The following is a 25684-nucleotide window of genomic DNA, read 5'->3' as shown; positions in this document are numbered from 1 at the left end:
CTTTGCCCATTGTCGCGGGCCCGTGTTACGCGCTAAGGTTCCTCCCCCCTGCATTCAAATCATGCTGTGCTCCGCCGCACGGGGATGGCTGGCGGCCGGCACCCGTGACCCTGACGAGTAACACGATGGCTGATTTACCGATCAACGACCTGAACGTCGAATCCAACGAGACCCTGATCACGCCCGATCAGCTCAAGCGCGAAATCCCCCTGAGCGACGCTGCCCTGCAGACCGTCACCAAGGGTCGCGAAGTCATTCGTGACATTCTCGACGGCACCGACCACCGCCTCTTCGTGGTAATCGGGCCATGCTCGATCCACGACCTCAAGGCGGCCCACGAATACGCCGAGCGCCTCAAGGCGCTGGCCGAAGAAGTGTCCGACACCTTGTATCTGGTCATGCGCGTCTATTTCGAGAAACCGCGTACCACCGTCGGCTGGAAGGGCCTGATCAACGACCCGTACCTGGACGACTCGTTCAAGATCCAGGACGGCTTGCACATCGGTCGCAAGTTGCTGCTGGACCTGGCCGAAATGGGCCTGCCCACCGCCACCGAAGCCCTCGACCCGATCTCCCCGCAGTACCTGCAGGACCTGATCAGCTGGTCGGCCATCGGCGCGCGCACCACCGAATCGCAAACCCACCGCGAAATGGCGTCCGGCCTGTCTTCGGCCGTGGGCTTCAAGAACGGCACCGACGGCGGCCTGACCGTGGCGATCAACGCGCTGCAGTCGGTCTCCAGCCCTCATCGCTTCCTGGGTATCAACCAGGAAGGCGGCGTCTCCATCGTCACCACCAAAGGCAACGCCTACGGTCACGTGGTATTGCGCGGCGGCAACGGCAAGCCCAACTATGATTCGGTCAGCGTTGCCCTGTGCGAACAGGCGCTGAACAAGGCCAAGATCAAGCCGAACATCATGGTCGATTGCAGCCACGCCAACTCCAACAAGGACCCGGCCCTGCAACCGCTGGTGATGGAAAACGTCGCCAACCAGATCCTGGAAGGCAACCAGTCGATCATCGGCCTGATGGTCGAAAGCCACCTGAACTGGGGCTGCCAGGCTATCCCCAAAGACCTGGCCGACTTGCAGTACGGCGTGTCGATCACCGATGCCTGCATCGACTGGGCGACCACCGAGAACACCCTGCGCAGCATGCACGCCAAGCTCAAGGACGTGTTGCCCCTGCGCAAGCGCAGCTGAGTCTGATCCTGATCAGCGCACACAAAAACGCCGGGCTAAGCCCGGCGTTTTTCATGTTGCAGTTCATGCCTTACAGCTTGGCCGCATGGCGCTGGTGGCGCTCCATGTAGCGCTCGACGTAAGAGCACGACGGGATCACCGTGTAGCCGGCCTCTTCGGCGAACTTCAAGGCTTCCTCGGTCAATGCAGCCGCGATACCGCGACCTCGCAGTGCGTTGGGCACGAAGGTCCGATAGATGTCCAAGGTCTGCTTCCCGAGGTCCATATAGGTCAGGTAGGCACGATGACCGTCCACATTGGTCTCGAACTGATGACCAGCCTGGTCATGGTGGATGGACAACGCCTCGCTCATCACTACTCCTCGCGGGTCTTGGATTCTGACCCCTACCTTACCGATGTTTTTCCGGCGAAGGAACATCTACGCCACCCCGTGCCGGTTTCGACAACGAGAAAACCGTGAGCGCTCACAACCAGCACGTAGAGAATAGTAGGCGGCAATCCTGAAATTGCTCAAGACGCACTCGTCATCCCTGGGGCTGGCGGATATAGAAAGGGCCTCGATCAATCGGTGACCGAAAGCCTGAACATTGCCGGCAGTTGAAGCTTGAGACGAACAGGCGCTGTTAAAGTCACCTCTACATGCGCAAAAGATACAGGGTTTGGCAAAGTCAACCTGTACAAAAGTGTTAGCTTCAGTATATAAATTTTCATCTACTTACAAGGCTTGACACATGCTGGCCGGCCCTTTCAGGGCGCATCCATTCTTCAGCAGACTGCTAAAAATTGAACGCTTTTTATACAATTTCCCAAAAGATTAGCCAAAATAGATTCAGCACAGAAATTTTTTTTTGCTTCTTGCGCTACGTCAGTTTACTTACTACAAGTAATGAGTAGTATGTACGCCGGCTATTAGCTCACTCTGAGATAGTAGCTATCTTATAGAAAGTCCTTGAAGGGGAACACGATGAACAACGTTCTGAAATTCTCTGCTCTGGCTCTGGCCGCAGTTCTGGCTACCGGTTGCAGCAGCGTCTCCAAAGAAACCGAAGCTCGTCTGACTGCAACTGAAGACGCAGCAGCTCGCTCCCAGGCTCGTGCAGACGAAGCCTACCGTAAAGCTGATGAAGCTCTGGCTGCTGCTCAAAAAGCACAACAGACTGCTGACGAAGCTAACGAGCGCGCTCTGCGCATGCTTGAAAAAGCTAGCCGCAAGTAATAGTCCTTCGGGGTTGTTACCAAGCCGGTCCATTCTTGGACCGGCTTTTTATTGCCTGCGATTCGGTCCCGGATCACGGGCAATAAAAAGCCCGCCGCAGCCCAAGGCCGTGGCGGGCGATTGATCGAACCAGCTTATTGCAACGGATCGAGCGGCGCGTTCGAGACCATCGACGCCGCAGCCGGCACACCGATTTCAGTCGGCAGGCCATCTTCCGCCGCGACCACGTCGCGCACCTGATCCCAGTTCACCCGCAGGTGATTGGCCAGGTCTTCACGCTTGAGCAGCGCGTTGATCACCGCGGTGTGCTTGTCGACCACCGACGGCGTGCCATCGTCGTTCAGCGGCGTATGCGCTTCGAGGTAGACCTTGCCGCCACTGCTGCCGAACTTGTAGGCATCGTTGATGATACGCACCGGAGTACCCACCGGTACCATGCCGGCCATTTCCAGCACGTTATTGTTGAACATGCGGAAGCAGCCGTGGCTGGTACGCGTGCCGATACCGAACTTCATGTTGGAGCCGTGGATCAGGTAGCCCGGCGTGCCCAGGGTGAACTTGAACGGCCCCAGCGGGTTGTCCGGGCCGGCCGGTACCACGTTGGGCAACGGATCGCCGTTGGCGGCGTGCTCGGCCTTGATCGAAGCGGGTGGCGTCCAGGTCGGGTTCGGCGTTTTCGCGACAATGCTGGTATGGGCGATCGGCGAGCCCCAGCCTTCACGACCAATCCCCAGCGGGAAGGTGTAGACGACGTTCTGGCCCTTGGGGAAATAGTAGAGCCGGTATTCGGCAAGGTTGATCACGATGCCTTCGCGGGGGCCCGGCGGCAGGATGAACCGCGTCGGCAGGACGATCTCGGTGCCCGCCCCCGGCAACCAGGCATCGACGCCCGGGTTGGCGGCGACCATCTCCGAGTAGCCCAGGTCGTAGGTGGTGCCCAGGTCGGCAAACGTATCTTCGTACTTGGCCTTGATCACTTGAACCTGGCCGACGATGTCTTCGCCCGGGGGTGGCAAGGGCAACTGCAAGGCCGCCGCGGAACCCGCCGCACACAGGGCGGCAAGAGACAGGCAGCAGGTGACGGCGGAAAGGCGCGACAACATCCGGAAAATCCTTCGCAGAACAACGTGTAGGTAAAAAGCGATTGTATACGCGATGCGGGCTTCAAGCTGCAAGCTCGTAGCGCCCCTCACCACTCGAAGCGCAGCTCCGGCCAGATCGGCGGCGTGCCACGCTTTTGCGACTCCAAGATGGCACGGCACAGGGGGCACAGGCGCTGATCCTGGAAAATCGAGCGATCCACCGCCGACCAGCGTGGCTGAGCCGGCAACAACGTGCCGCAGAGCGTGCGATCGATCGTGCCGCCCAGCTCCAATTGACGCGTGACCAGATGCACCCGGACTTCCTGGCAGGCGAACAGATCCAGCTGCTCGTCCGGCTCGATCAGTTGGTAATTAAACAGGGACCAGGCAGGACGCGACATCGAGGGCTCCAAATCGGGGGGGCGCCACCTTAGCCGAAAGCCTGCCGGTAGAAAAGCGTCATAACAGCGGTTTTAGCGTCGGCCAGACATTTTCCAGCAACTTACCCTGGGCGCCGACCGCCGGGTGCAGTTGATCGGCCTGCATCAGCTCGGGATGACCGCCCACGCCGTCGAGGAAAAACGGCACCAACGGCACGCTCTTCTCCTTGGCCAGGGCCGCGTAGACCCCGGCAAATGCCGTGGTGTATTTCGGACCGTAGTTAGGCGGCAACTGCATGCCCAGCAGCAGGACCTTGGCGCCGACCGCCTGGGACTGCTCGATCATCGACGCAAGATTTTGTTTCAATTGCGCGGGCGGCTGTCCACGCAGGCCGTCATTGCCGCCCAGCTCGATAATCACCAGGTTGGGCTTATGCTCCGCAAGCGCCGCCGGCAGCCGCGCGAGGCCTCCGGCGCTGGTGTCGCCGCTGATGGACGCGTTGACCACTTTATCGTCGAAACCTTCGTGTTTGAGCCGCTGTCCCAACAAGGCTACCCACCCTTTGCTGGTATCCAGTCCGAAACCGGCACTGATACTATCGCCAACGATCAGGACTGTACCCGCCGCTGCGTTCTGGGCCATGCACATCAAGGCCAGGCCAGCACTCAAAAACCACATTCGCATCGGATTCTCCATGGGCGCAAGCATTCTCATCGCGCGAAACCTTAGCAAAGTGGTTCCCAGCGCGGAAGGTGAACTGACTATCCTGCACGAACTGAGCCTGGAACTGAACAAGGGCGATAGCCTGGCTATCGTCGGTGCCTCCGGCTCCGGCAAGTCCACCCTCCTCGGTCTGCTGGCCGGCCTCGACCTGCCCAGCAGCGGCGAAGTCATCCTCGCCGGCCAAGCCCTGAGCAGCCTCGACGAAGACCAGCGCGCGCGCATCCGCGCCGAGCATGTGGGCTTCGTCTTCCAGTCATTCCAACTGCTCGACAGCCTCAACGCGCTGGAAAACGTCATGCTGCCGCTGGAGCTGGACGGCCGCAAAGACGCCCGCGAGCGCGCCAGGTACCTGCTCGAACGGGTCGGCCTGGGCCAACGCCTGACCCACTCGCCACGCCAACTCTCCGGGGGTGAGCAGCAACGGGTGGCGATCGCCCGCGCCTTTGCCGCCGAACCGGACGTGCTGTTTGCCGACGAACCCACCGGCAACCTCGACAGCCATACCGGCGAGCGCATCAGCGACCTGCTGTTCGAACTGAATAAAGAAAGCGGCACGACCCTGGTCCTGGTCACTCACGACGAGCGCCTGGCGCACCGTTGCCGACGCCTGATCCGCCTTGAAGCCGGCCTGCTGGTCGCGCCCCTGGAGCCTTGATGGCACGCTTGCCGCTGTTGCGCCTGTTCAGCCTTGCCCTGCGCCAATTGCTGCGCGATGCCCGCGCCGGCGAATTGCGCGTGTTGTTCTTCGCCCTGCTGGTGGCCGTGGCCTCCAGCACCGCCATCGGCTACTTCGGCGCACGCCTTAATGGCGCCATGCTGTTGCGCGCCACCGAGTTCCTCGGCGCCGACCTGGTGCTCGAGGGCAGCTCACCCGCGCGCCCCGAGCAAATCAGGTCCGGGATCGAACTGGGCCTGGATCACGCACGCGTCGTCGAGTTTTCCAGCGTTATCGCCACCGATAACGGCATCCAGCTGTCCAGCATCAAGGCGGTCAACGAGCAGTACCCGCTGCGCGGCGAACTGAAGAGCGCAGCCGCGCCATTCGCTGACGAAACCGCGGGCGGCGGCCCGAAACCCGGCGAAGCCTGGGTGGAGGCACGGCTGCTCACCGCACTCGACCTGAAAGTCGGTGACAGCATCGACGTGGGCATGAAGTCCCTGCGCCTGGCGCGTGTGCTGACCTATGAACCGGACCGCGCCGGCAATTTCTACAGCCTCACGCCACGGGTGATGATCAACCTGGCCGACCTGGGCGCCACTGGCGTCGTCCAGCCCGGCAGCCGCGTCAGTTACCGCGAGCTGTGGCGCGCAGCCCCCTCAAGTACGGCACTGCAAACCTATCGTGACCTGATCGAGCCGGGCCTCGCGGCCAACCAGCGCCTGCAGGACTCGCGGGATGGCAACCAGCAGATCGGCGGCGCCCTGGGCAAGGCCGAGCGCTACCTGAACATGGCCAGCCTGGTGGCGGTGTTGCTGGCCGGTGTGGCCGTGGCGTTGTCCGCCAACCGTTTCGCCAGCCGACGTTTTGATGCCAGCGCGTTGTTGCGCTGCCTGGGTTTATCGCGGCGTGAAACCATGCTGTTGTTCAGCCTGCAACTGAGCGTACTCGGCCTGTTGGCGAGCCTGGCCGGCGCCCTGCTGGGCTGGCTGGCGCAATTTGGCCTGTTCTATTTCCTCCACGACCTGCTGCCGGCGGACGTACCACCCGGCGGGCTGCTGCCGGCCATTGCCGGGATCGGCACCGGGCTGGTGGCCCTCGCCGGTTTCGCCCTGCCACCGTTGGCGGCACTGGGCCGCGTCCCACCGCTGCGCGTGTTGCGGCGCGACCTGCTGCCCATCCCGTCCAGCACCTGGATGGTCTACGGCGCGGCGCTGCTTGCCCTGGGCCTGATCATGTGGCGCCTGAGCCTCGACCTGGTGCTGACCTTCGCCCTGCTCGGCGGGGGCGTGGTAGCGGCGTTGATCCTCGGTGGCCTGCTCCTGCTGCTGTTGCAGAGCCTGCGCCGCCTGCTGGCCCGGGCGTCCCTGCCGTGGCGCCTGGGCCTGGGCCAGTTGCTGCGCTATCCGTTGGCGGCGGCAGGCCAGTCGCTGGCGTTCGGCTTGATCCTGCTGTCCATGGGCTTGATCGCCCTGCTGCGCGGCGAATTGCTCGACACCTGGCAAAACCAGCTGCCCAAGGACGCCCCCAACTACTTCGCGCTGAACATCCTGCCCGCCGACAAAGACGCCTTTGGCGCTCGCCTGCTCGAACTGCAGGCACAATCGGCGCCGCTGTATCCGGTGGTGCCCGGCCGGCTGATCAGCGTCAACGGCGAGCCCGTGCAGGCGATCGTCAGCAAGGACTCCAGCGGCGACCGCGCGATCCAGCGCGACCTGAGCCTGACCTGGGCCGCCGACCTGCCGCCGGGCAATGCCCTGACTGCGGGTACCTGGTGGTCACAGCAACCGGGCGATGAAATACCGGGTGTGTCGGTGGAAGCCAAGGTTGCCGAAAGCCTGAAACTCAAGCTCGACGACCACCTGGTGTTCACCGTGGCGGGCGAAACCCGTGAAGCGCGGGTCACCAGCCTGCGCACCATCAATTGGGATAACTTCCAGCCCAACTTCTTCATGATTTTCCAGCCTGGCACCTTGAAAGACCTGCCGGCCACCTACCTGACCAGCTTCTATCTAGCCCCCGGCCATGACCGGCAGATCGTCGACCTGTCCCGGGCCTTCCCGGCGGTCACGATCCTGCAAGTCGAGGCCCTGCTGGAACAGCTGCGCAGCATCCTCGCCCAAGTAACGCTGGCCGTGGAGTATGTGCTGCTGTTCGTGCTGGCGGCAGGGATGGCGGTGCTGTTCTCCGGCCTGCAGGCCACCCTGGACGAGCGCATTCGCCAAGGTGCGCTGCTGCGTGCGTTGGGCGCCGAGCGCAAGCTGCTGGTGAAGGCCCGACGCATCGAGTTCGGCTTGCTCGGCGCCGTCAGCGGTTTGCTCGCGGCGCTGGGCACCGAACTGGTGACCTGGGTGCTGTACCGCTATGCCTTCGACCTGGCCTGGCACCCACACCCGTGGTTGCTGTTGCTGCCGGTGATCGGTGGCGTGCTGATCGGCGCTGCCGGGGTGTTCGGGACGCGCCGCGCGCTAAATGCCACGCCATTGGCGGTATTGCGCGAAGGCTGAGACGACAATGGCCCGCGCGTCACAGACCGCGGGCCACCATTGTCTATTTCACATACTCGATAGCGGTGATCCACCAGCACACCTCGCCGTTCGGCGTCTGCACGATGGCCTCATCGTCGACTTGCTTGCGCAGCAGCGCCCGCGCCATCGGCGAATCGATGGAGATGTAGTCCATGCGTTCGTAGATCTCGTCATAGCCGACGATGCGAAAACGCTTGGTTTCGCCCTGCTCATTTTCGATATCGACCCAGGCACCAAAAAATACCCGCCCTTCCTGTTCGGGCATGTACTCCACCACGCGCATGTCTTCCAGACGCTTGCGCAGGTAGCGCACCCGTCGGTCAATCTCACGCAGCAGCTTCTTGTTGTACTGGTAGTCCGCGTTCTCGCTGCGATCCCCCAGGGAAGCAGCCCAAGTCACCTTGCGCGTGGTGTCCGGACGCTTTTCGCGCCACAGGTAATCCAACTCCTTCTTCAGCGCCTCATGACCTTCTTTGGTAATCAGCTTGGTACTCAAACGTGTGCATCCCCAGGCAATGTCCATTGATTCCAATACGCCGCGGCATGCAGGCCCCGGCGTCGACGAACAGAGGGTGATGATAAATGAACCGGGGAAAGTAGCCAGACCCTCTGACGCCTCGCATCACAGCTGGATTGCGCCAGGCTCGCTGCTGGCTTGAACCAGCTCATTCCTGGCCAGGCCGTCCAACGCCTGGTCGAGTTCAAAGAGAATGGCATGCACATTCTGGCGCAACCCTGGTAACTGCACGAGCAGCGCCGCCAACGTCTCGCCTTTCTGACGCGCCCGCAGCTCTTGCGCCTCGACTTGAATGGCCCGCTCTTCGAGGACGCGGGTGCGCTCATCCATTTGACGCTGCCCTTGCTGCTGCATGACCACGGCATTTGCCAACTGCGCTTCACGCCCCTCCAACGCCTGCGCCTGCAACTGCACGGCGCCCTCCTCCTGCACCATGCGACGGGTCAGTTCCTGGCGCTTTTGCTCAAGCTCCGCCAGCCCTCGCTGCAGTTCAACCTGGCGCTGTTCGAGCGCTTCTTCGCGCTTTTGCATCGCGAGTTTTTGCTGGGTCAGTTCCTGGGCGACACGCGCGAGGTTGGTCAAGGTGCTGTCCACCTCGAACAGTGAATTGTGTTCTGCCTGTTCGTTGGATGCCGGCGGCGCACTGGGTGCAACCGCGACGACCGGCGCAGCAGTTGGCGCCACGACCGCGGGCACCTGCCGCTGAGGTTCAGCCAGCCCCTCGATCACCACGGGCAAGACCTTTTCAGGCGCCTTGGTGACTTTGGGAGCCGAGACCAATTTGGAAGAAAAACGAATGGAAGGGACAATCAGCGTGGGACTTTCAATCGCCTCTGACGCAGGGGCCGATGTGCCCAAGGTAATCACCTTCATCACCAAGGCTTTCTTGATGTTCATTGAATGATGATCTTCGGGCCTGGCGGGCGGCAACTTGCAGCCTTTCAAGTCGACAAAGTGATAGGGAATCTGGCCGTCGCCGACGCTACCCGACTTGGTACCGGACGCGGCCAGGGTCAGTATTTGTTTAAACACCCGCATCGCAACTTGCAGATCCTCTTGGGCATCCACCCCACCCAAGAAGTAGCGTTCAACTTTCCTACGCAATGCTGCGACATATACCCGGGAACTACCCGGCTCTATTTCTTCATCCAGGCTGTACACAAGAAAGTTCGACGCGATCTGGGGAACAGCAAAACCACAGAGCAGAGCACCGTTGACCGGCGCATCCTCACCAGAGCGTTCAAGAACTAGGGTACGTAGAAGCATCATAGTAATCAGGCCTCATGACAACAAGCAAAGCGTATATAAACATCAGATAAACATCCGACCATCAACATGCATTTATCACTCAACGATTGTTTCAGCGAAGTAACAGACTGAACGTAGGACTTCTCTTATTAAGATACTTCAGCATTTCCAAGCGCTGTACATTGAACGTACCATTTTTAAACCCGAGCCCTATATCACTCAACAAAGGCGCTTGCCTCTTCATTCTTCTTGCCTCACCAACCGAACAGAAAAGCATAATGATCGAGATAAGCAACCTCACAAAATACTTGAACAAAAAGAGTGTAATCAGCGATGTCTCATTTTCTGCCAAACGCCAAGAGTGCCTTGGTGTATTTGGATTGGAGGGGGCAGGTAAAACGACACTTTTAAAAATGATCGCCGGCGCCATCCAACCCTCCTCGGGGCAAGTGCGGATTCTGGGGCTGGATACACACACGCACGGCTATCACGCACGCAAGGCAATAGGCTATCAACCCGAATCCGGTGTCAGTCACCCGACCCTGTCGGTCAAGAACCTGCTCAGTTTCATCGCCACCGTTCGGGGATTCCAAGGCGCGGAGCGACGCAGGCGGGTGGATCACGCGGCCAGCCGACTCGAACTCTGGCCAGTCCTCGATTACCCGATCAACACCCTTCCCCCTGGCCTGAAACGCAAAGTCGCGTTTGCCCAGGCCCTGCTGCACGACCCCGACGTGCTGTTACTGGACGAACCCAGCGAAGGGTTGGCGCCCCATCAGCAAGGCAAGATCAGCAGGCTTATCCAGTCGTTGGCCGACGAGATGACGATCATCGTTGCCTCACGCGATTGCGAAGCACTGGCCGGCGTCTGCACCCGCGCCCTGGTCATTGGCGGCGGGCGCCTGTTGGCGGACACCCCGATGGCCGAGCTGCAGCGCAGTTCCCGGCACTTTCGCGCGGTCACCCTGGCGGCGGAGTCAGCCCTGGATTTACTGGCACTTGCCGTACTGCCCGGCGTGGCAGGTATCGAAGAAGACCGGCACGGCCCGGGCACGGTAACCGTTCTCGCCATGCCGGGACACTCCATCTACCCCGCCATCTGCGCATTGATTGCCAACCGACGCTGGGAAATACACTCACTGAATCTGGAGCCAGGCCGCCTGAACGATGTCGTTCACCACCTGAGCCAGGAGGCCTCCCATTGAACCTGCTGCCATCTGTTTTCAAACGCCAGCTTGCCAGCTATCTATCGGCACCTGCCACCTACCTGAGCGTTGCGCTGTTCCTGTTGCTGTCGACCTTGCTGGGGTTGCACACCAGCCAATTGCTGGAGCGCAGCAGCAGCGATTTGCAGGGCTTTTTTCAATGGCACCCTTGGTTGTACCTGTTACTGATCCCTGCACTGTCGACTCAACTTTGGGCGGACGAGAATGAGACAGGCTTTGGCGATTTCATGAAAACACTGCCTGTGCGGCCCGCCGAACTGGTTATTGGGAAGTTCCTCGCCGCCTGGGTCGTGGCGGGCCTGGCATTATTACTGACATTCCCCATCGTGACGGTGGTCAACTTGTTGGGCAGTGCGGACAACCGGGTCATCGCATCCCAATTCCTGGCCAGTTGGTTATTGAGCGGAAGCTATCTCTCAGTGGGTGTTTTTATTTGCGCACTGACCCGCCAGCGCCTGGCCATTTTCATATTGACGCTGAGCCTGTTGTTATTGGCCAGCGGCGTGTCTTCGATATTGGATGCACTGGAGCGTCAAGCCCCCATCTGGATCATCGACAGTTTGACATCTCTCAGCCCACTCCTGCGTTTTGGCCTGATTGATCACGGGACACTTACCTTTCAGGACGGCGCGTATTTCATCAGCATGATCATTGCTTTTCTTGCTGCGACAACCGTTATCCTCAACTACAAGAACAGCTGAGAAGGAACACTCTCGATGCGATATCCATTGCGCACCGGCATGACACTTAGCGTCATACTGCTGCTGTTCCTCGCATTCAACCTGGTATGGGTAGTCAAACTTCCTGATTTACGCCAGGACTTTTCCCAACAACAGACCAATACATTGTCACCCGCAGCATTGCACTTACTCACCACACTGGAAAGTCCACTGGACTTCTATTATTTCAACTCAAGCATACCGGCCAAAAAAAACATCCTGAAACACTATGCCAAACGCGTTGAAGAACAACTCAGGGCGTTCGAACACGCAGCAAACGGCAAGATCAATCTGCACATTATCGATCCCACGCCCTTTTCAGAGGATGCCTACAAAGCAGGACTGTATGGCCTGCGCGATCAACCGGGGTTCTTCGGTCTTATCGGCGCTCGGGAGGGGCAAACCGCCCAACGCATCGAGTCGTTCAACCCGGAGAACGAGCCGCTGCTGGAGTATGAAATCAGCCACTTGATCACCCAGTTGCTGCACCCCGAGCCTGCGATCGTCGGGCTGTTATCAGGGTTACCGGCCGGCGCATCCATCGAGCCGCTGGTACTGGAATTGCACCGACATTTCGACCTCCTGGAGCTGGAGCCGACGGCCGATCATGTGCCCTCGCGGATTAAAACCCTGATGCTCGTACATCCACGCGGGCTGCCGGAAAAAACACTGTATGCGATCGACCAGTTCGTCCTGGGCGGCGGCAAACTGCTGATGTTTATCGACCCCCTCGACAAAGGCGGCTCAAAGACAACGTCCTCCGCCACCCGGCTAGACGCGTTGCTCGCCGGCTGGGGGGTCAGCATGCCGAGCAACAAAGTGCTGGTCGACCCCACCTATGCCCCGTCGGAACATCAACCGGCCATATTCACCCTGCCACGCCAAGCAATGAATACCCGCGATGTCAGCACCTGGAAGCTGGGCACAGTGACCGTGTCGAATAGCGGCGCCCTGTTCTCCCTGGATAAAAGCCGCGCCATCTTCACGCCGCTGTTGCGCAGTTCCAGACAGTCGTTACTGATCGATTCAGACGCCGTGGGCAGTGCGTTACCCACGCGTGGCGAGCCTCACGTGATCGCTGCCCGCCTCGAAGGGCCAGCCTATTCGGCGTTTGCCGACGGATTTGGCGGGCGGCCGCCGGGGTTGCAGAAGGCGGCGCAGATCCATGTGGTCGTGGTTGCAGATACGGATATGTTGAGCGAGCCTCCCGGCGAATCCGCGCGAAATGCCAACAAACTGTTTGTCATGAACGCACTGGATAACCTCGCCGCGCCGCAGGCCCTGGCGGATATTCGCCCGCGCGCGGTGGCCGGCCATTCATTGAAGCTGCTGGCGAAGCGGCGCGAGGCTGCCGAACGCGCCTATCGGGATCAGGCTGCCGAGCTGGAACGGCGCCTGGCACGAACGGAAAAGGAATGGCAGCGCCTTAACCCCGACGTCACGGCCCTGGGCACGGAGTCGGTCGATACCAGTACCCAGTTGCAAGCGCTCAACAAGGAACGCCTGCGTCTACCGATGGAACTGCATACGCTGAAAAACACGCTTTACGCGCCGGTGCAGCGCCTGGAACGCAACGTAAAACTGCTGGTGATTGTGCCGTTGCCGGCACTGCTGTGCCTGATTGCCTGGGGGCTGTTTCGACGGCGGCGTCGTCGCTGGCCGGTGCCACCGTCGGCGTTTTATTGAGGGCTCAGCGCCGCGCGATCAAGCCTTGCCGGGCAATGCGCGTCAGTTGGCGGATCACCTCAGCCGCGTCACTGGCGCTGGGCGCCTGGATCACCGCGAGGTCAAAGCTGTTGCTGGCAAAGCGTGCCAGGGAATCGCCATCTTCGACAAATTGGATCAGGAACGCCGAGGGCCGCCCGCCCCGACGCGGCCAGCCGTCCAGGTAACGCAACAGCGTCGGCTGGTGCTTGCCGCCCAGAAGAATTCTCGGATTGCGTTGAGTCAGCTCCGCAGTGATCGGAGCCAGGCGTATGAGGGGGCGTGGTGCATTCATCGTGTCGTGTCTCTGCCTCAAAAGTCTGCGGGCAGGTGAGAGGCAACACCGAACCAGCGCTTTAGCGGTATTTCGAAGCCGGCGTCTGCAATGAGAACTGGCTTCTGTCGGGCTGCATCGAGTCCCAGTGGCGCCCCGCAATTAGCTGTTTAAATCGGCGCATAACCAACATCCTAGAGAAGCCGATGGGGCGGTGTCAAGAATCCCGCGCAACGAAAAGGCCCGCACATGGCGGGCCTTCTCCAGCGGTTACAGACCGATCAGTGGGTGATGGCGCGGTCGGCGGACAGTTTGCCGGCACCTTCGAACAGGACGGCCAGGGAGCCGCCGAGCAAGGCCAGGGCGAACTCATAACCATTGTTCGCCATGAACAGACCGTTATGGATATGCACCGAGAAGATCGCCACCAGCGACAGGATCGTCAGGCCCAAGGCCGCAGGGCGTGCCAGCAGGCCGATGATCAAGGCCAGGCCGGCGAAGAACTCGGTACCGCCCGACAACAAGGCCATCAGGGTGCCCGGCGCCAGGCCGATGCTTTCCATCCACTGCGCGGTGCCCGCCAGGCCGTAGCCGCCAAACCAGCCAAAGAGTTTTTGCGAACCGTGGGCAGCGAAGATGATGCCGACGACAATGCGCAGAATGGTCAAGCCATAGCCGGCGCGGGTGGACAGGATGCTTTTGATCAGTGGGCTCATGGGGATAATCCTTTTCAGAGTAGGGGTTGGTTGGCCGCTATATTAATCAGTTTAGGAAATGATAAAAGCCGAAAAAATGCCTGATTAATATCTATAAAATCGATCACTTGCGCGAAGCGATTTTCGGCTCCAACGCCGACGGCTCCAGGGAGTCCCGCTCCCGATCAAACGCCAGGTAGTACTTGTTGACGCTATTCACATAGCTCACGCCGCTCATCCCCACCTGCTCCATGGCGATGCGCTCCACCTGGAAGAACCACTGATTGGGGTTCAACCCACGCCGCTTGGCTTCGGTACGCATGCCTTGCACGCGTTCCGGCCCCATGTTGTAGGCCGCCAGCACGAACGCCATGCGCTCACGCTCGTTGAGCTTGGGGCTGGCGAAAAACTTGCGGCGGATCATCGACAGATAACGTGCACCCGCCTGCACGTTGCTGTCGAGATTTTCGATATTGTTCACGCCCACCCGCTGCGCCGCCGAAGGCGTGATCTGCATCAGGCCGGTGGGGCCACCGCTGCTGCGCGCGCTTGGGTCGAGGGCGGACTCCTTGAAGGCCAGCGCGGCGAGGTTCAACCAATCCATGCCTTGCTCGCGCGCATGTTTTTGCAGGATCGGACGCAGTTTCTCCAGGCGCTGGCGGTCGATGCGGGCCAGCGGGTTGCGCACTTGGTAAAGGCGTCGATAAATGCGCTGAAACGCCACGTCCTGGTCGGACGGCGTGCGGTAGGTCTTGAGGAAGCGATCAATACTCGCCCGCAGCATCGCGGCGTCCTGCCGCACGAACCAATACTCTTCGCCCGGCTCATTGATCACCACCTGCTTGTCGAAGCGCAGCTTGGGCAGGATCTTCGACCAGCGTTCGGCGATGGGCTTCTCGACGATGGTCAGGTGAAAGATGCCGGCCTGGACCATCTCCAGCACGTCCTCCACCGCCAGGCTCGGGTCGACCCACTCCACCTTGATCGGCGGCTGCTTGTGCAGGGCCAGTTTCTGGTTGACCTGGTTGATCGCATCCGCCGCCGCGCTGCCGGTGGTCAGCGCCAATGTGCGCCCGGACAACTGCTCCAGCCGGGTGAACCGGCGCTCGCCCTTGACCCCCACCAGCCATAACGGCACGCCGCTGGCAATCGGGTCGCTCGCACTGATCTTGTGCGTGGCCTTCACTTCCAGCAATTCCCCGGGGGCTACCAGATCGCCTTCACCCCGCGCCAGCGCGCCAAGCAGTTGGTCCTTGGCCTTGGGGATGATCTTCAGATTGATTTCCTGGCCATCGCGGGCTTGGTCGTTGAGGTACTGCTCGAACGCACGCAGGCGATGGTATTCGACACCAATGGCCTGGCCCTGGATTTCGCCGGAACTGTTGCGGCTCTGGTTGACCAGTACGCGCAGGGTACGACTGGAGCGAATCTCGGCCAGGTCGCGCACCTTGCTCGGTTTGGTCACTTCCAGCGGCCCGTCCAGCCGCGCGACCGCCGCCATGGGCAGCGATAACGTCAGGCACAACATAAGCAACGCCGAGGGTCGGATCATCCGCTCTCCGGAAAGAATACTGGCCAGCACCTTCGCGAAAAACGAGGAGCTGGAGGTCAGAAACAGAGCGCTTTATGCGCTGACAAGGCACGCAACGGCGGCACCAGGGTAGGCGATAGACCCACCACAATGTCACTTGCGACGTTCAAAGACAGCTATAACTCGTTGTAGTTCTAGGTTTTTCTTATAAATCTACAGCTCTGATATGCTTTCCGGCCGCAGGCGGAGATAGCACCATGCAACTCATTGATATCGGCGTCAACCTGACAAACCCAAGTTTCGACGAGAAGCACCAGGCCGTTCTCGAGCGTGCATATGCCGCCGGCGTGCAACAATTGGTGCTCACCGGCACCAGTGTCGACGGCAGCGAACAGGCCCTGCAATTGTGCGAAAAGCTGGATGAAAGCGGCCAGCGACTGTTCTGCACCGCCGGCATCCACCCCCACTCCGCCAGCGACTGGAACGGCGACAGCGCCCAACGCCTACGTGGTTTGCTCAACGACAGCCGCGTGCGCGCGGTGGGCGAATGCGGGCTGGATTTCAACCGCGACTTCTCACCGCGCCCGCAGCAGGAAAAAGTCCTCGAAGAACACCTGGCCCTGGCCGTCGAGCTGAAATTGCCGGTGTTTCTCCACGAACGCGACGCCAACCAGCGCCTGCTGGAGATCCTCAAGGATTACCGCGATCACTTGTCCGCCGCCGTGGTGCATTGTTTCACGGGCGAGCAGCAGGCGCTGTTCAGCTACCTCGACCTCGACTTGCACATCGGCATCACCGGCTGGATCTGCGACGAACGCCGTGGGACGCACCTGCATCCGCTGGTCAGAGAAATTCCTCGGGGCCGCCTGATGCTGGAAAGCGACGCGCCTTACCTGCTGCCGCGCACCCTGCGGCCCAAACCGAAAAACGGCCGCAACGAACCGGCCTACCTGCCGGAGGTGCTGCGCGAAGTCGCCCTGCACCGCAACGAAAGCCTGGAAGACCTGGCCCAGCACAGCACCGCCTGCGCGCGTATTTTTTTTGGCCTACCCGCTGTGGTTTGATGTGGCGTATTGACCCATATCAAAGTGGTATTTTTTCAGTAGCGGCACAATAATGGCACCTTGCCAATGCTGTTTCCGCTATCAGAGAAAAACCTTCTATGGGTGCCTGGCTTAGCAATATCTCGCTGAAATACAAATTCTGGGCCGTCAACGCGGTCGCCTTTATCACCACGCTGCTGTTGGTGCTATACGCTGTGCATCTCGAACAGCAGTCGCGCAGCCAGGCGTCCCAGGCCTCGGCACAAGCCCAGGCGCGCGTGCTCAGCGCCTGGCCGGCCGACAAGGCGCTGCCCAAGGGCGAGGCGTGGCTGACGTTTGCCCGTGGCCAAGTCCCACAGTTGGCTGATCAAGATCTGTCAGACTTGAGCAGTGCCAGCGGCTGGGTCGAACTCAATCACCTGCCCTTGTTCGGCGAAAACCCGTTGATGGGCGCTGAAGTGGTCGCCCGCGCCGACGGGCAACAGGTCGCCGTGCTCGCTTACGCGCCAAGCCTGAGCCAGGTGTTCAGTGAGCGCTTCGCCAACTACGCGGTGGCGGTGCTGATCCTGATGCTGGCGATGCTCTGCGCCTCGCAGTTGCTGATCCGCTTCCTGCTCAGCCAGCTCAACACCCTCAAGGACGTGATGCTGCACGTCGAGAAAACCGGCGACTTGTCGGCGCGCGTCCCGCTGGCCTGCAAAGATGAAGTCGGGCAGATGGCCAGCGCGTTCAATGCCATGCAAGCCGGCTACCAGCGAGTGGTCAACACCGTGGCCAGCACCGCCAAGCAACTGGATGAGGGCGCGGCGCGTCTGGCCAGCAGCATGAACGAGGTGCAGCACGGCATGCTCGGCCAGCAAAGCGAAACCGACCAGGCCGCCACCGCCATCAACGAGATGACGGCCACCGTCCACCACATTGCCCAACACGCCGGCGCCACCCGCGACCTGTCCCAGACCGCCGACACCCTCGCCGGCAGCGGCCGCGAAGTGGTAGATCGGGTGCAGCGCTCAATCGCCGGGCTGTCCAGCGGCGTGCAACAGACCGCCGAGATGATCCAGAAACTCGCCGAAGACAGCCAGAAAATCAACGGCGTGGTCAGCGTGATCCACAGCATCGCCGAACAGACCAACCTGCTCGCGCTCAACGCCGCCATCGAAGCCGCCCGCGCTGGGGAGATGGGCCGCGGTTTCGCCGTGGTCGCCGACGAAGTGCGCAACCTGGCCAAACGCGTGCAAACCTCCACCGACGAAATCACGCTCATGGTCTCGGCGCTGCAAGCCGGCACCCGCGATGCGGTGGACTTCATGCAAGAAAGCTCGTTCAAGGCCGATGACTGCGTGCAACAGGCCCAGGAAGCCGGCGCGGCACTGGCCGAAATCACCGGCGCCGTGGCGCAGATGCGCGAAAGCAACACCCAGATCGCCGTCGCCGCCGAACAGCAGAGCCATGTCGCCGAAGAGATGAACCGCGCCGTGGTGAGTATTCGTGATGTGACCGAGAACACCGTGCAGCAGACCGTTGATTCGGCCACCACCAGCAATCAGCTCGCCACATTGGCCGGGGAGTTGAGCAAGGCGATTGGCCAGTTGAAGCTATAAGCAATACAAGGCGAGGCTATGGCCCCCATAGCCAGCCTTGATTCGCCGCGCCAGCCGACCCGACCTAAACTCTGTTCAAGTTATTTCAACGGACAGAGGATTCATCATCATGGGCAAACGTCATCCCAATCTCCCCGCCTGGCAATGGCGTCAGTACCCGCAAAACCACCAGCACCCGACCAACCTGGCGTTGCACATGATCGCGGTGCCGCTGTTTATCATCGGGTTTCTGTTGGTCGTTTCCGGGGTGTTCAGCCTGAGCCTGGCCAGTTTGGCCGTGGGCGTTGTCGGCATCCTCGCCGGCCTTGCCTTGCAGCGGCATGGCCACAGCCTGGAAGCCCAGGCCGGTGAACCGTTCAGCGACCGCAAAGACGCGGTCCAACGCCTGTTGGTCGAGCAGTTCGTGAGCTTCCCGCGCTTTGTGCTCAGCGGTGGCTGGTGGCGCGCCTGGCGTCAGCGCCACCGGCACTGAAGGTCAGGCGAAGACCACCACGGTCTGGCGGCTGATGGCGATCAACTCGCCGCTCGGGCTCCACAGCGCCGCAGCGGCATGGCCGTAGCCGTCACGGGCGTGTTCGATGTTGACGTAGTACTGGCACCAGTCAAGTGTGGTGAGGTCTTGCAGCGGCTGGATAAACTCGATGGTCCAGGTCAGGGTACTGCCCGGCGCGGGCTTGCGCAGGTGCGGCAGCAACGCCGGCGGCCAGGCATCCACCAGGGCGAGGATGTGCGACTCGGTCAGCGGCTCTTCTTTCACATCGCCGCGCAAGCGCACCCAACCGCCCATGTCGCGGGAGGTATTGCCGGTAAACGGCAGGCCGCCGACACTCCAGCGCATCGCCAGGTGCCGCATGAATTCCGGGGTGACGCCCTGGATATACGGCAGCTCCTGGCATTCATCCCAATGTTTGAAGGTCGGCGGCGGCTCGCTCGGCACCACGACTTGCGACTCACGGGACGCGCCAAAACTGGCCTGGACCAGCGTCGCCACTTCACCGTTCTGCACCACCCGGCCAAGCAATTGGCTGACCGCCTTGCCTTCGCGCAGCACTTCGACGTGATAACTGGCGGGCACATCCGCGGCGACCGGGCCGACAAAAGTGATTGCCAACGAGCGTAACGGCCGGTCGGCAGGGACCTGGGCGCGTAGCGCTTCATATTGCAAAGCGGCCACCAGGCCACCAAAGGTCGCGCGACCCTGCGCCCATTCGGCGGGGATGGTGACCTCAAGCGGGTGGTTACGGGCGGCGTCGAGCAAATCACTGAAGCGCATGGCGACCTCACATCAAAAAGACCGGAGCAGCGATCTTAACCAGCGCACCCACCAGGTACAGCGCCTATTCCGGCCAAAAACCGGACCGGCTCAGAAACAATCCGCGCAGAGTTTGTCCAGCACCCGATCCGCCTCGCCTTCGGCCTGGGCCATGGTGCGACGCCAAATCGTCACACAGGGCTGCAGATCGGCTTGATGCTCAGCCTGGAGCAGCCACTGCCAGCAATCATGCCAATCGCCCAGGGCGCCTTGGGCTTGCTTGAGGCGCAACACGGCCTTGACCGGCAGCTTGTCCAGCTCGGGGTAGGCTTCGGCGGCGTAGCGCACGCGCTTGATCAACAAACGCAGACGGTGGCGATCGTGGCTGGGGTCCTGCAGGGCGTCATCGAGGTTGTGCCATTGCTTGGTCAGGCGTTTCTCGATACGCGTGCGCAGGCCCCTGAGCAGTTTCTGGTGTTGCGAGGCACGGATAAACCGCGGGAATGCATCGAGGATCTGCAGCAGGTGCGCCAGCTCCGGGCCCTGGGCGACGTGGCGATAGGCCTCGGGTTGCAGGCGCAGACGACGGTCGGCGGCGGCATGGTGACCGTGCTGGTGCAGATGCGCGGCCAGCACTTCACGATCGCGCAACGGGGTGGTCAATTGGCCGACGGTACTGGCGGCCAGTTCGAGTTGTTCGACCCCCGGCAAGCCGCGCAAGGGTCGCAACAGGCTACGCAGGCGCCGCACGGTGGTGCGTAAATCATGCAGGGCTTCATCGTCGGTGACGGCGGCGAGCCGAGCCTGGCAGCTCAGTAACCCTACTTCCAGGCCGATGACCTGAGCGACTAACTGATCTACCAAGGCTGACATGTTTTCCTCCACTGACGACGAATAATCCCTGCATCACTCAAACCGCTGACGCAGCCTGGTTGCACTCGACAGCTGCGACGAATCAGCGGCCGGCGCGCGACTCACGAATATAGAAACGCGCCTTCTCGGCCTTGTTGGCGCAGCCTTCGAACGCTTCGAATTGCTGCTGGGTCTTGGCGCCGGTCAGCAGGGACAAGGCCTTGGAGTAACTCACGGTGCCGGCAAAGCCTTCGGCCTTGGCCAGGTCCAGCTCTTTCCACGCGGCGTCCAATTGGCTGCCGCAGCTGTCGCGATAGGCAGTTTTCCCGGCGCAACCGGCCAGGGCCAACATGATCACAGGCACACACATCCAGGCTTTCATCGATGACACCTCAAAATAAAGAAAAACGGTCGTACCGTGTAGACGTTGCCTACAAAGAAAAGTGCCTTGTCCGCCACCCGAAATCAAAAGCGCCTATTGCCAGAGCATACCCGAGCCTAGCCGCTATTCTGGAAAAATATTGCGCGGTGGCGCGAAGATTGAAGCCGCCCCCGTATTAGGTGCATTGTGGGCGCCTGCTTAACGAAGGACATCGACCATGAAGAAGCGTGTTGCCTTGGTGCTGGGCTCCGGTGGGGCCAGGGGCTATGCCCATATCGGTGTGATCGAGGAAATCGAACGGCGCGGCTACGACATCGCCTGTATCGCCGGCTGCTCCATGGGCGCGGTGGTCGGCGGAATCTATGCTGCCGGCAAACTCGACGAGTATCGCAACTGGATCGAAAGCCTGGATTACCTCGACGTACTGCGCCTGGTCGATGTGAGCTTCCGCCTGGGAGCGATTCGCGGCGAGAAGGTCTTCGGGCAGATCCGCAAGATCGTCGGCGAGATCAATATCGAAGAGCTGCGCATCCCCTACACCGCCGTGGCCACCGACCTCACCAACCAGCAGGAAATCTGGTTCCAGGAAGGCTGCCTGCATCAGGCCATGCGCGCATCGGCGGCGATTCCGAGCCTGTTCACCCCGGTGATGCAGGGCAACCGCATGCTGGTGGACGGCGGCCTGCTCAACCCGCTGCCGATCGTACCGGTGGTGTCGAGCCATTGCGACTTGATCATTGCCGTCAACCTCAACGCGACCAACCAGAAACACTACCACTTGCCGGTGATCCAGCGGCCGCCGGCATTCAAGAGCCGCTTCAACAGCCTGGCGAAGTCGCTGGGTTCGCACTTGCCGTTTCGCCGCAAGCAGGCCGAGCAGTTGATGAAGCTCGAACAGGAAGCCTTGCAGGCCCAAGCGGCCGAGATCAACCCGTGGCTGGAGTCGGCCGAACCGGAATCCCAGCAGCCCGCCGCCGCCCCGGAAAAAGCCGGGGCGCCGAAGTCGGCGACCGGATCGTTCATCATCGACAACGTCGGCCCGGCATCATTGCTGGACCTGATCAACCAGAGCTTCGAGGTGATGCAGACATCGCTGGCGCAATACAAGATCGCCGGCTACCCGCCGGATGTGCTGATCAACGTGCCGAAGCGGGTGTGCCGGTTTTTCGAGTTCTACAAGGCGCCGGAACTGATCGCCCTGGGGCGCGAGATCGCCAGTGATACGTTGGATCGGTATGAGAGTGAGCAGCACTGAGATTGGCGGTGTGGCTGGGGGCCCTATCGGGGGCAAGTCGAATCGTCGCACCGCCCCTCCCACATTTTGATTTGTGAACGCCTTCAACCTGTGGGAGGGGGCTTGCCCCCGATGAGGCCCTGACAGCCAACGAAAACCCACCAGGCCTAAGCCCCCAACAACCGATACCCCACCCCCGCCTCGGTCACGATAAACCGCGGCTGAGTCGGATCATCCGCCAGCTTCTGGCGCAGGTGGCCCACCACGATGCGCAGGTAGTGGCTGTCCTCGGTATGGGTCGGCCCCCAGATGTCCTTGAGCAGTTGTTGCTGGGTAATCACCCGCCCCGGATGCCGCGCCAGTTGCGCCAGCACCGCGTATTCCTTGCGGGTCAGCGCCACTTCGGCACCGTCCAGCAATACGCGGCGGAAGGCCAGATCCACCGTCAGCGGGCCAAAACACAACGCCGCTTCCTGGGCTTCACCCGCTGGGGCCTGGCGCAACAAGGCGCGCACGCGGGCCAGAAATTCCTGGATGCCAAAGGGTTTGGTGACGTAATCGTTCGCGCCCCCATCCAGCGCCTCGACCTTTTGCACTTCGCTGGCGCGCACCGACAACACCAGCACCGGCACCGTCGACCACTCACGAAACTCGCGCAGCACCTGCTGGCCGTCCATGTCCGGCAAGCCGAGGTCGAGTACCAGCAAATCCGGCTTGCTCAAGGCGGCCTGGGCCAGGCCTTCGTTGCCAGTGCCGGCCTCGATCACTTTGTAGCCCTGGGAGGCCAGGCTGATGCGCAGGAATTTGCGGATCTGCGGTTCGTCGTCAATGACCAAAATCGTCGCGGTCTGGCTCATGGTGTCCAATCAAAATCCATCGAAAAAAGAGAGTAGCTCACGCCTCGCGTTCCAGGCCAGGCTGTGTCGGCAGCGGCAGGAACAGCGTGATGCAAGTGCCCCGCCCGCCAATCCCATCGGCGACGCTGATGTGCCCGCCATGGGCGCCGACCATGCCCTGGCAGATCGCCAGGCCCAGACCGGTGCCCTGGCCGCCGCGATCGCCACGGGCAGCGGTGTAGAACATATCGAAAATCTTCGCGCGCTCGTCTTCGGGAATCCCGGGGCCCTCGTCCGCCACGGCGAAGAATAGCTGGTTATCCGACACCCCGGCGCTGACGTGCAAATGGCCCTGGGCCGGCGAGAATCGAGCGGCGTTTTCCAGCACGTTGACCAGCGCCTGCTCGATCAACGCGGCATGCACATACAGCAACGGCAGTTCAGACGGCACATCGATCCTCACCTGCAACGGCGCCAGCACCGCGCGCAAACGGCCGAGGGCGCTGCCGACGATATCACCGGGCGAGACCCAATCGCGCGCCAGCTTCAACGCGCCGTGGCCCAGGCGGGTCATGTCCAACAGGTTCTGGATATAGCGGTCGAGGCGCTCGGCTTCATCGCGGGTGCCTTCGAGCAACTCGCGGCGATCCTCCAGCGGGATGGCTTCGCCGAGTGCCAGCAGGCTGTCGATACTGCCACGCATGGACGTCAACGGCGTGCGCAAATCGTGGGACACCGAGGCGAGCAAGGCACTGCGCAGTTGCTCGGTCTCGCCGTGCAGGCGCGCGGATTCCAGCTCCTGCGCCAATTGCGCGCGGGCCAACGCCTGGGCCAGCGGCTGGCTCAAGGCGATCAGCAAGCGACGCCGCTGGCCGCTCAGTTCCATACCGGGTTTTGCACTGACACCGAGCAACCCCAGCGGGCCCTCTTCGCTCGACAGCGGCCACCACCACCAGCCCCCGAACGGCAACGTGCCGGTGCCCTTGCCCGCCGGCTGATCATGCTGCCAGGCCCAGTCGGCGGCGGCGCGTTCGGCTTCGGTGAAGGTCAGCGGCCCGCCGGTCTCGACTTTCCAGCCGCCCTGGCCGTCGCGGTTGACCAGGCACAGATCCAGGTCGCTCCAGCCTTCCAGGTGATGCGCCGCCGCGCTGATCACCGCCTGGCGGTCGGTGGCGGCGGTGAGTTTGCGCGACAGGTCGAGCAGCTCGCTGGTTTCTTCCTGGGTATCGCGCAACGCCTGCAACTGCCGGCGCTGGCGCGCCGCGAGGTTGCCGGTCAGCGCCGCCATCAGCAGGAAGAACAACAGAGTCAGCACGTCTTCTTCACGCTGGATGGCGAAGGAGAATTTAGGCGGAATAAACAGGAAGTCATACGTCAGGAACGACAGCGCCGCGCACATCAGGGACGGCCCCAGGCTGCTGCGCACCGCCACCAGCAATACCGCCGCGAGAAACACCAGCGAGATATTCGGCAACGGCAACACACTGGCGACCGCCCAGGCCAGGGCCGCCGCGATCACCGTCGCGACCACCGCCAGCGCATAGTCGAACCACACCAGCCCGCGCACATCCGGCAGACGCGGCGGTGCAGGTACGTCGTCGCTGTCGAGGATATTGATTTCCAGACCGCGCGCATTGCGCATCAGGCGCTCGGCCACGCCACCGCCGAACAGCCGACGTCGCCAGTTCATCCGCGACTGCCCGACCAGCACCAGGCTGGCGCGGCGCTCGGCGGCATGCTGGATCAACGTCTTGGTCACCTCACCCGCACGCAGCAGCACCACGTCACCGCCGAGGCGTTCGGCCAGTTGCTGGGCATTTTGCAGACGCAGGCGTGCTTGTTCATCGCGTGCGCGGCCGTTATCGATATGCACCAGGGTCCAAGGCAGATGGCGACGCTGGGCCACGCGGCTGGCATGGCGCACCAGGCGTTCGGCTTGCGCATCGCCGTCGACGCCGACCAGCAAGCGCCCACGCACGGCCGGCGCGGCCTGGCCGAGTTGGCGGTAACCCTGGGCCAGGTCGTCGTCGACGTGAGCGGCGGCGGTTTGCATCGCCAGCTCGCGCAGGGCCATCAGGTTGGTCTGGGTGAAAAACGCGTCGATGGCCGCACGGGCCTGTTCTGGCACATACACCTTGCCGTCGCGCAGGCGCTCCAGTAACTCGCGGGACGGCAGGTCGATCAGCAGCAGCTCATCGGCCTCCTGCAAGACCCAATCGGGCAGGGTTTCGCGCACCTGCACGCCGGTAATGCCACGCACCTGATCGTTGAGGCTTTCCAGGTGCTGGACGTTGACCGTGGTGAACACGTTGATGCCGGCGGCGAGCAGTTCCTGAATATCCTGCCAGCGCTTTTCATGGCGGCTGCCGGGCGCGTTGCTGTGGGCCAGTTCGTCCACCAGCACCAGTTGCGGCTTGGCGGCGAGCAGGCCGTCCAGGTCCATTTCCTCGAGCATCACGCCCCGGTATTCACTGCGCAGCAACGGTTGCTGCGGCAGGCCGCTGAGCAACGCTTCGGTCTCAGCGCGGCCGTGGGTTTCGACCACGCCAGCGAGCAACCTGACGCCCTGGCGCAACTGTGTGTGGGCGGCCTGGAGCATGGCGTAGGTCTTGCCCACACCCGGCGCGGCGCCAAGGAAGACTTTGAGCCGGCCACGGCCGTCCCGGGGCAGATCGGCTAACAGGGCATCGGCGCGGCCGGAGTCGCTCATGCGCGGGGGTTCCTTCAGGGGTTTATAGGGTGTCTTTCAGGGCGATATCGCGGGCAAGCCCTCTCTCACA

General features: G+C 61.8%; 25 protein-coding genes. 11 read left to right on the top strand and 14 right to left on the bottom strand.

Annotated elements, in window-relative coordinates:
- Positions 1–125: 125 nt before the first annotated feature.
- Positions 126–1202 carry a 3-deoxy-7-phosphoheptulonate synthase gene (locus PverR02_RS08895; protein WP_017849526.1) on the top strand — a complete coding sequence of 359 codons (1077 nt, stop codon included), beginning with the start codon at positions 126–128 and terminating at the stop codon, positions 1200–1202.
- Between the two features lie 70 nt (positions 1203–1272).
- Here PverR02_RS08895 and PverR02_RS08890 read toward each other — a convergent pair whose 3' ends face one another.
- Entirely contained in the window at positions 1273–1554 is a 282-nt protein-coding gene (locus PverR02_RS08890) for a GNAT family N-acetyltransferase (protein ID WP_003189869.1), read from the bottom strand.
- 612 nt (positions 1555–2166) lie between these two features.
- Here PverR02_RS08890 and oprI point away from each other — a divergent pair.
- Positions 2167–2418 (top strand): outer membrane lipoprotei OprI, encoded by a 252-nt coding sequence (oprI, locus tag PverR02_RS08885; protein WP_003172710.1) that lies wholly within the window; start codon positions 2167–2169, stop codon positions 2416–2418.
- Positions 2419–2552: 134 nt separating this feature from the next.
- Here the strand turns inward: oprI and PverR02_RS08880 are convergent, their stop codons facing one another.
- From PverR02_RS08880 to PverR02_RS08870, 3 genes are all read right to left on the bottom strand, one after another.
- A complete protein-coding gene (locus tag PverR02_RS08880) occupies positions 2553–3521 on the bottom strand; it encodes a L,D-transpeptidase family protein (protein WP_017849528.1) in 969 nt (322 codons plus the stop codon).
- An 86-nt stretch (positions 3522–3607) separates the two neighbouring features.
- Positions 3608–3901 carry a hypothetical protein gene (locus PverR02_RS08875; protein WP_017849529.1) on the bottom strand — a complete coding sequence of 98 codons (294 nt, stop codon included), beginning with the start codon at positions 3899–3901 and terminating at the stop codon, positions 3608–3610.
- 58 nt (positions 3902–3959) lie between these two features.
- Positions 3960–4565, bottom strand: a complete 606-nt coding sequence (locus tag PverR02_RS08870; RefSeq protein ID WP_026140353.1) for an arylesterase — start codon at positions 4563–4565, stop codon at positions 3960–3962.
- A gap of 10 nt (positions 4566–4575) precedes the next feature.
- On the opposite strand from PverR02_RS08870, the gene PverR02_RS08865 reads away from it, so the two are divergent.
- Entirely contained in the window at positions 4576–5259 is a 684-nt protein-coding gene (locus PverR02_RS08865; RefSeq protein ID WP_017849531.1) for an ABC transporter ATP-binding protein, read from the top strand.
- Positions 5259–7769 carry an ABC transporter permease gene (locus PverR02_RS08860; protein WP_046384245.1) on the top strand — a complete coding sequence of 837 codons (2511 nt, stop codon included), beginning with the start codon at positions 5259–5261 and terminating at the stop codon, positions 7767–7769. Before PverR02_RS08865 ends, PverR02_RS08860 begins: the two co-directional genes overlap by 1 nt.
- Before the next feature lie 43 nt (positions 7770–7812).
- On the opposite strand, the gene greB is transcribed toward PverR02_RS08860, so the two are convergent.
- Together greB and PverR02_RS08850 are read right to left on the bottom strand one after the other, a co-directional pair.
- Positions 7813–8286 carry a transcription elongation factor GreB gene (greB, locus tag PverR02_RS08855; RefSeq protein ID WP_026140354.1) on the bottom strand — a complete coding sequence of 158 codons (474 nt, stop codon included), beginning with the start codon at positions 8284–8286 and terminating at the stop codon, positions 7813–7815.
- Between the two features lie 126 nt (positions 8287–8412).
- Positions 8413–9576 (bottom strand): hypothetical protein, encoded by a 1164-nt coding sequence (locus PverR02_RS08850; RefSeq protein ID WP_057003732.1) that lies wholly within the window; start codon positions 9574–9576, stop codon positions 8413–8415.
- Positions 9577–9833: 257 nt separating this feature from the next.
- On the opposite strand from PverR02_RS08850, the gene PverR02_RS08845 reads away from it, so the two are divergent.
- The 3 genes from PverR02_RS08845 to PverR02_RS08835 are packed head-to-tail and all read left to right on the top strand — an operon-like array spanning position 9834 to position 13186.
- Positions 9834–10760 carry an ABC transporter ATP-binding protein gene (locus PverR02_RS08845; RefSeq protein WP_079443151.1) on the top strand — a complete coding sequence of 309 codons (927 nt, stop codon included), beginning with the start codon at positions 9834–9836 and terminating at the stop codon, positions 10758–10760.
- Positions 10757–11482: an ABC-2 transporter permease gene (locus PverR02_RS08840; RefSeq protein WP_046384248.1), complete on the top strand. Its 726-nt coding sequence runs from the start codon at positions 10757–10759 to the stop codon at positions 11480–11482. The genes PverR02_RS08845 and PverR02_RS08840 overlap by 4 nt, the downstream gene beginning before the upstream one ends.
- A gap of 15 nt (positions 11483–11497) precedes the next feature.
- A complete protein-coding gene (locus tag PverR02_RS08835) occupies positions 11498–13186 on the top strand; it encodes a Gldg family protein (RefSeq protein WP_079443150.1) in 1689 nt (562 codons plus the stop codon).
- Between the two features lie 4 nt (positions 13187–13190).
- Here the strand turns inward: PverR02_RS08835 and PverR02_RS08830 are convergent, their stop codons facing one another.
- From PverR02_RS08830 to PverR02_RS08820, 3 genes are all read right to left on the bottom strand, one after another.
- On the bottom strand, positions 13191–13499 hold the full coding sequence (locus PverR02_RS08830) for a hypothetical protein (protein ID WP_017848810.1): 309 nt from the start codon (positions 13497–13499) through the stop codon (positions 13191–13193).
- A gap of 260 nt (positions 13500–13759) precedes the next feature.
- Positions 13760–14194: a DoxX family protein gene (locus tag PverR02_RS08825; RefSeq protein WP_017848811.1), complete on the bottom strand. Its 435-nt coding sequence runs from the start codon at positions 14192–14194 to the stop codon at positions 13760–13762.
- 103 nt (positions 14195–14297) lie between these two features.
- On the bottom strand, positions 14298–15725 hold the full coding sequence (locus PverR02_RS08820; RefSeq protein WP_057003735.1) for an MltF family protein: 1428 nt from the start codon (positions 15723–15725) through the stop codon (positions 14298–14300).
- Between the two features lie 236 nt (positions 15726–15961).
- On the opposite strand from PverR02_RS08820, the gene PverR02_RS08815 reads away from it, so the two are divergent.
- The 3 genes from PverR02_RS08815 to PverR02_RS08805 all read left to right on the top strand — a co-directional run bounded on the left by PverR02_RS08815 (position 15962) and on the right by PverR02_RS08805 (position 18820).
- Positions 15962–16768, top strand: coding sequence for a TatD family hydrolase (locus tag PverR02_RS08815; RefSeq protein ID WP_046483457.1), 807 nt, complete (start codon positions 15962–15964; stop codon positions 16766–16768).
- Between the two features lie 98 nt (positions 16769–16866).
- A complete protein-coding gene (locus PverR02_RS08810) occupies positions 16867–18348 on the top strand; it encodes a methyl-accepting chemotaxis protein (RefSeq protein WP_046483459.1) in 1482 nt (493 codons plus the stop codon).
- 109 nt (positions 18349–18457) lie between these two features.
- Positions 18458–18820 (top strand): Mpo1-like protein, encoded by a 363-nt coding sequence (locus PverR02_RS08805; RefSeq protein WP_017848815.1) that lies wholly within the window; start codon positions 18458–18460, stop codon positions 18818–18820.
- A gap of 3 nt (positions 18821–18823) precedes the next feature.
- On the opposite strand, the gene PverR02_RS08800 is transcribed toward PverR02_RS08805, so the two are convergent.
- From PverR02_RS08800 to PverR02_RS08790, 3 genes are all read right to left on the bottom strand, one after another.
- On the bottom strand, positions 18824–19621 hold the full coding sequence (locus tag PverR02_RS08800) for an acyl-CoA thioesterase (RefSeq protein WP_046384252.1): 798 nt from the start codon (positions 19619–19621) through the stop codon (positions 18824–18826).
- Positions 19622–19711: 90 nt separating this feature from the next.
- Positions 19712–20473 carry a CHAD domain-containing protein gene (locus PverR02_RS08795; RefSeq protein WP_046384253.1) on the bottom strand — a complete coding sequence of 254 codons (762 nt, stop codon included), beginning with the start codon at positions 20471–20473 and terminating at the stop codon, positions 19712–19714.
- A gap of 82 nt (positions 20474–20555) precedes the next feature.
- Positions 20556–20834, bottom strand: a complete 279-nt coding sequence (locus PverR02_RS08790) for a hypothetical protein (protein ID WP_017848818.1) — start codon at positions 20832–20834, stop codon at positions 20556–20558.
- A 217-nt stretch (positions 20835–21051) separates the two neighbouring features.
- Between PverR02_RS08790 and PverR02_RS08785 the strand changes: the two genes are divergently transcribed.
- Positions 21052–22089, top strand: a complete 1038-nt coding sequence (locus PverR02_RS08785; RefSeq protein ID WP_017848819.1) for a patatin-like phospholipase family protein — start codon at positions 21052–21054, stop codon at positions 22087–22089.
- A 146-nt stretch (positions 22090–22235) separates the two neighbouring features.
- Here PverR02_RS08785 and PverR02_RS08780 read toward each other — a convergent pair whose 3' ends face one another.
- Positions 22236–22925, bottom strand: coding sequence for a response regulator (locus PverR02_RS08780; RefSeq protein WP_026140251.1), 690 nt, complete (start codon positions 22923–22925; stop codon positions 22236–22238).
- 37 nt (positions 22926–22962) lie between these two features.
- Entirely contained in the window at positions 22963–25614 is a 2652-nt protein-coding gene (locus PverR02_RS08775; protein WP_079443149.1) for a sensor histidine kinase, read from the bottom strand.
- Positions 25615–25684: the final 70 nt, after the last annotated feature.

Source organism: Pseudomonas veronii (assembly GCF_002028325.1).
In the GTDB taxonomy this organism is placed as follows: domain Bacteria; phylum Pseudomonadota; class Gammaproteobacteria; order Pseudomonadales; family Pseudomonadaceae; genus Aquipseudomonas; species Aquipseudomonas veronii.
This window is presented reverse-complemented; position numbering and strand designations above follow the sequence as displayed.

Coding starts and splice junctions, on each gene's coding strand:
- PverR02_RS08860 (WP_046384245.1), top strand. CDS start 5,259: ATGGCACGCTTGCCGCTGTTGCGCCTGTTCAGCCTTGCCCTGCGCCAA.
- PverR02_RS08795 (WP_046384253.1), bottom strand. CDS start 20,473: ATGTCAGCCTTGGTAGATCAGTTAGTCGCTCAGGTCATCGGCCTGGAA.
- PverR02_RS08790 (WP_017848818.1), bottom strand. CDS start 20,834: ATGAAAGCCTGGATGTGTGTGCCTGTGATCATGTTGGCCCTGGCCGGT.
- oprI (WP_003172710.1), top strand. CDS start 2,167: ATGAACAACGTTCTGAAATTCTCTGCTCTGGCTCTGGCCGCAGTTCTG.
- PverR02_RS08775 (WP_079443149.1), bottom strand. CDS start 25,614: ATGAGCGACTCCGGCCGCGCCGATGCCCTGTTAGCCGATCTGCCCCGG.
- PverR02_RS08830 (WP_017848810.1), bottom strand. CDS start 13,499: ATGAATGCACCACGCCCCCTCATACGCCTGGCTCCGATCACTGCGGAG.
- PverR02_RS08825 (WP_017848811.1), bottom strand. CDS start 14,194: ATGAGCCCACTGATCAAAAGCATCCTGTCCACCCGCGCCGGCTATGGC.
- PverR02_RS08865 (WP_017849531.1), top strand. CDS start 4,576: ATGGGCGCAAGCATTCTCATCGCGCGAAACCTTAGCAAAGTGGTTCCC.
- PverR02_RS08785 (WP_017848819.1), top strand. CDS start 21,052: ATGAAGAAGCGTGTTGCCTTGGTGCTGGGCTCCGGTGGGGCCAGGGGC.
- PverR02_RS08810 (WP_046483459.1), top strand. CDS start 16,867: ATGGGTGCCTGGCTTAGCAATATCTCGCTGAAATACAAATTCTGGGCC.
- PverR02_RS08800 (WP_046384252.1), bottom strand. CDS start 19,621: ATGCGCTTCAGTGATTTGCTCGACGCCGCCCGTAACCACCCGCTTGAG.
- PverR02_RS08820 (WP_057003735.1), bottom strand. CDS start 15,725: ATGATCCGACCCTCGGCGTTGCTTATGTTGTGCCTGACGTTATCGCTG.
- PverR02_RS08890 (WP_003189869.1), bottom strand. CDS start 1,554: ATGAGCGAGGCGTTGTCCATCCACCATGACCAGGCTGGTCATCAGTTC.
- PverR02_RS08845 (WP_079443151.1), top strand. CDS start 9,834: ATGATCGAGATAAGCAACCTCACAAAATACTTGAACAAAAAGAGTGTA.
- PverR02_RS08880 (WP_017849528.1), bottom strand. CDS start 3,521: ATGTTGTCGCGCCTTTCCGCCGTCACCTGCTGCCTGTCTCTTGCCGCC.
- PverR02_RS08815 (WP_046483457.1), top strand. CDS start 15,962: ATGCAACTCATTGATATCGGCGTCAACCTGACAAACCCAAGTTTCGAC.
- PverR02_RS08875 (WP_017849529.1), bottom strand. CDS start 3,901: ATGTCGCGTCCTGCCTGGTCCCTGTTTAATTACCAACTGATCGAGCCG.
- PverR02_RS08780 (WP_026140251.1), bottom strand. CDS start 22,925: ATGAGCCAGACCGCGACGATTTTGGTCATTGACGACGAACCGCAGATC.
- PverR02_RS08835 (WP_079443150.1), top strand. CDS start 11,498: ATGCGATATCCATTGCGCACCGGCATGACACTTAGCGTCATACTGCTG.
- PverR02_RS08805 (WP_017848815.1), top strand. CDS start 18,458: ATGGGCAAACGTCATCCCAATCTCCCCGCCTGGCAATGGCGTCAGTAC.
- PverR02_RS08895 (WP_017849526.1), top strand. CDS start 126: ATGGCTGATTTACCGATCAACGACCTGAACGTCGAATCCAACGAGACC.
- PverR02_RS08850 (WP_057003732.1), bottom strand. CDS start 9,576: ATGATGCTTCTACGTACCCTAGTTCTTGAACGCTCTGGTGAGGATGCG.
- PverR02_RS08870 (WP_026140353.1), bottom strand. CDS start 4,565: ATGCGAATGTGGTTTTTGAGTGCTGGCCTGGCCTTGATGTGCATGGCC.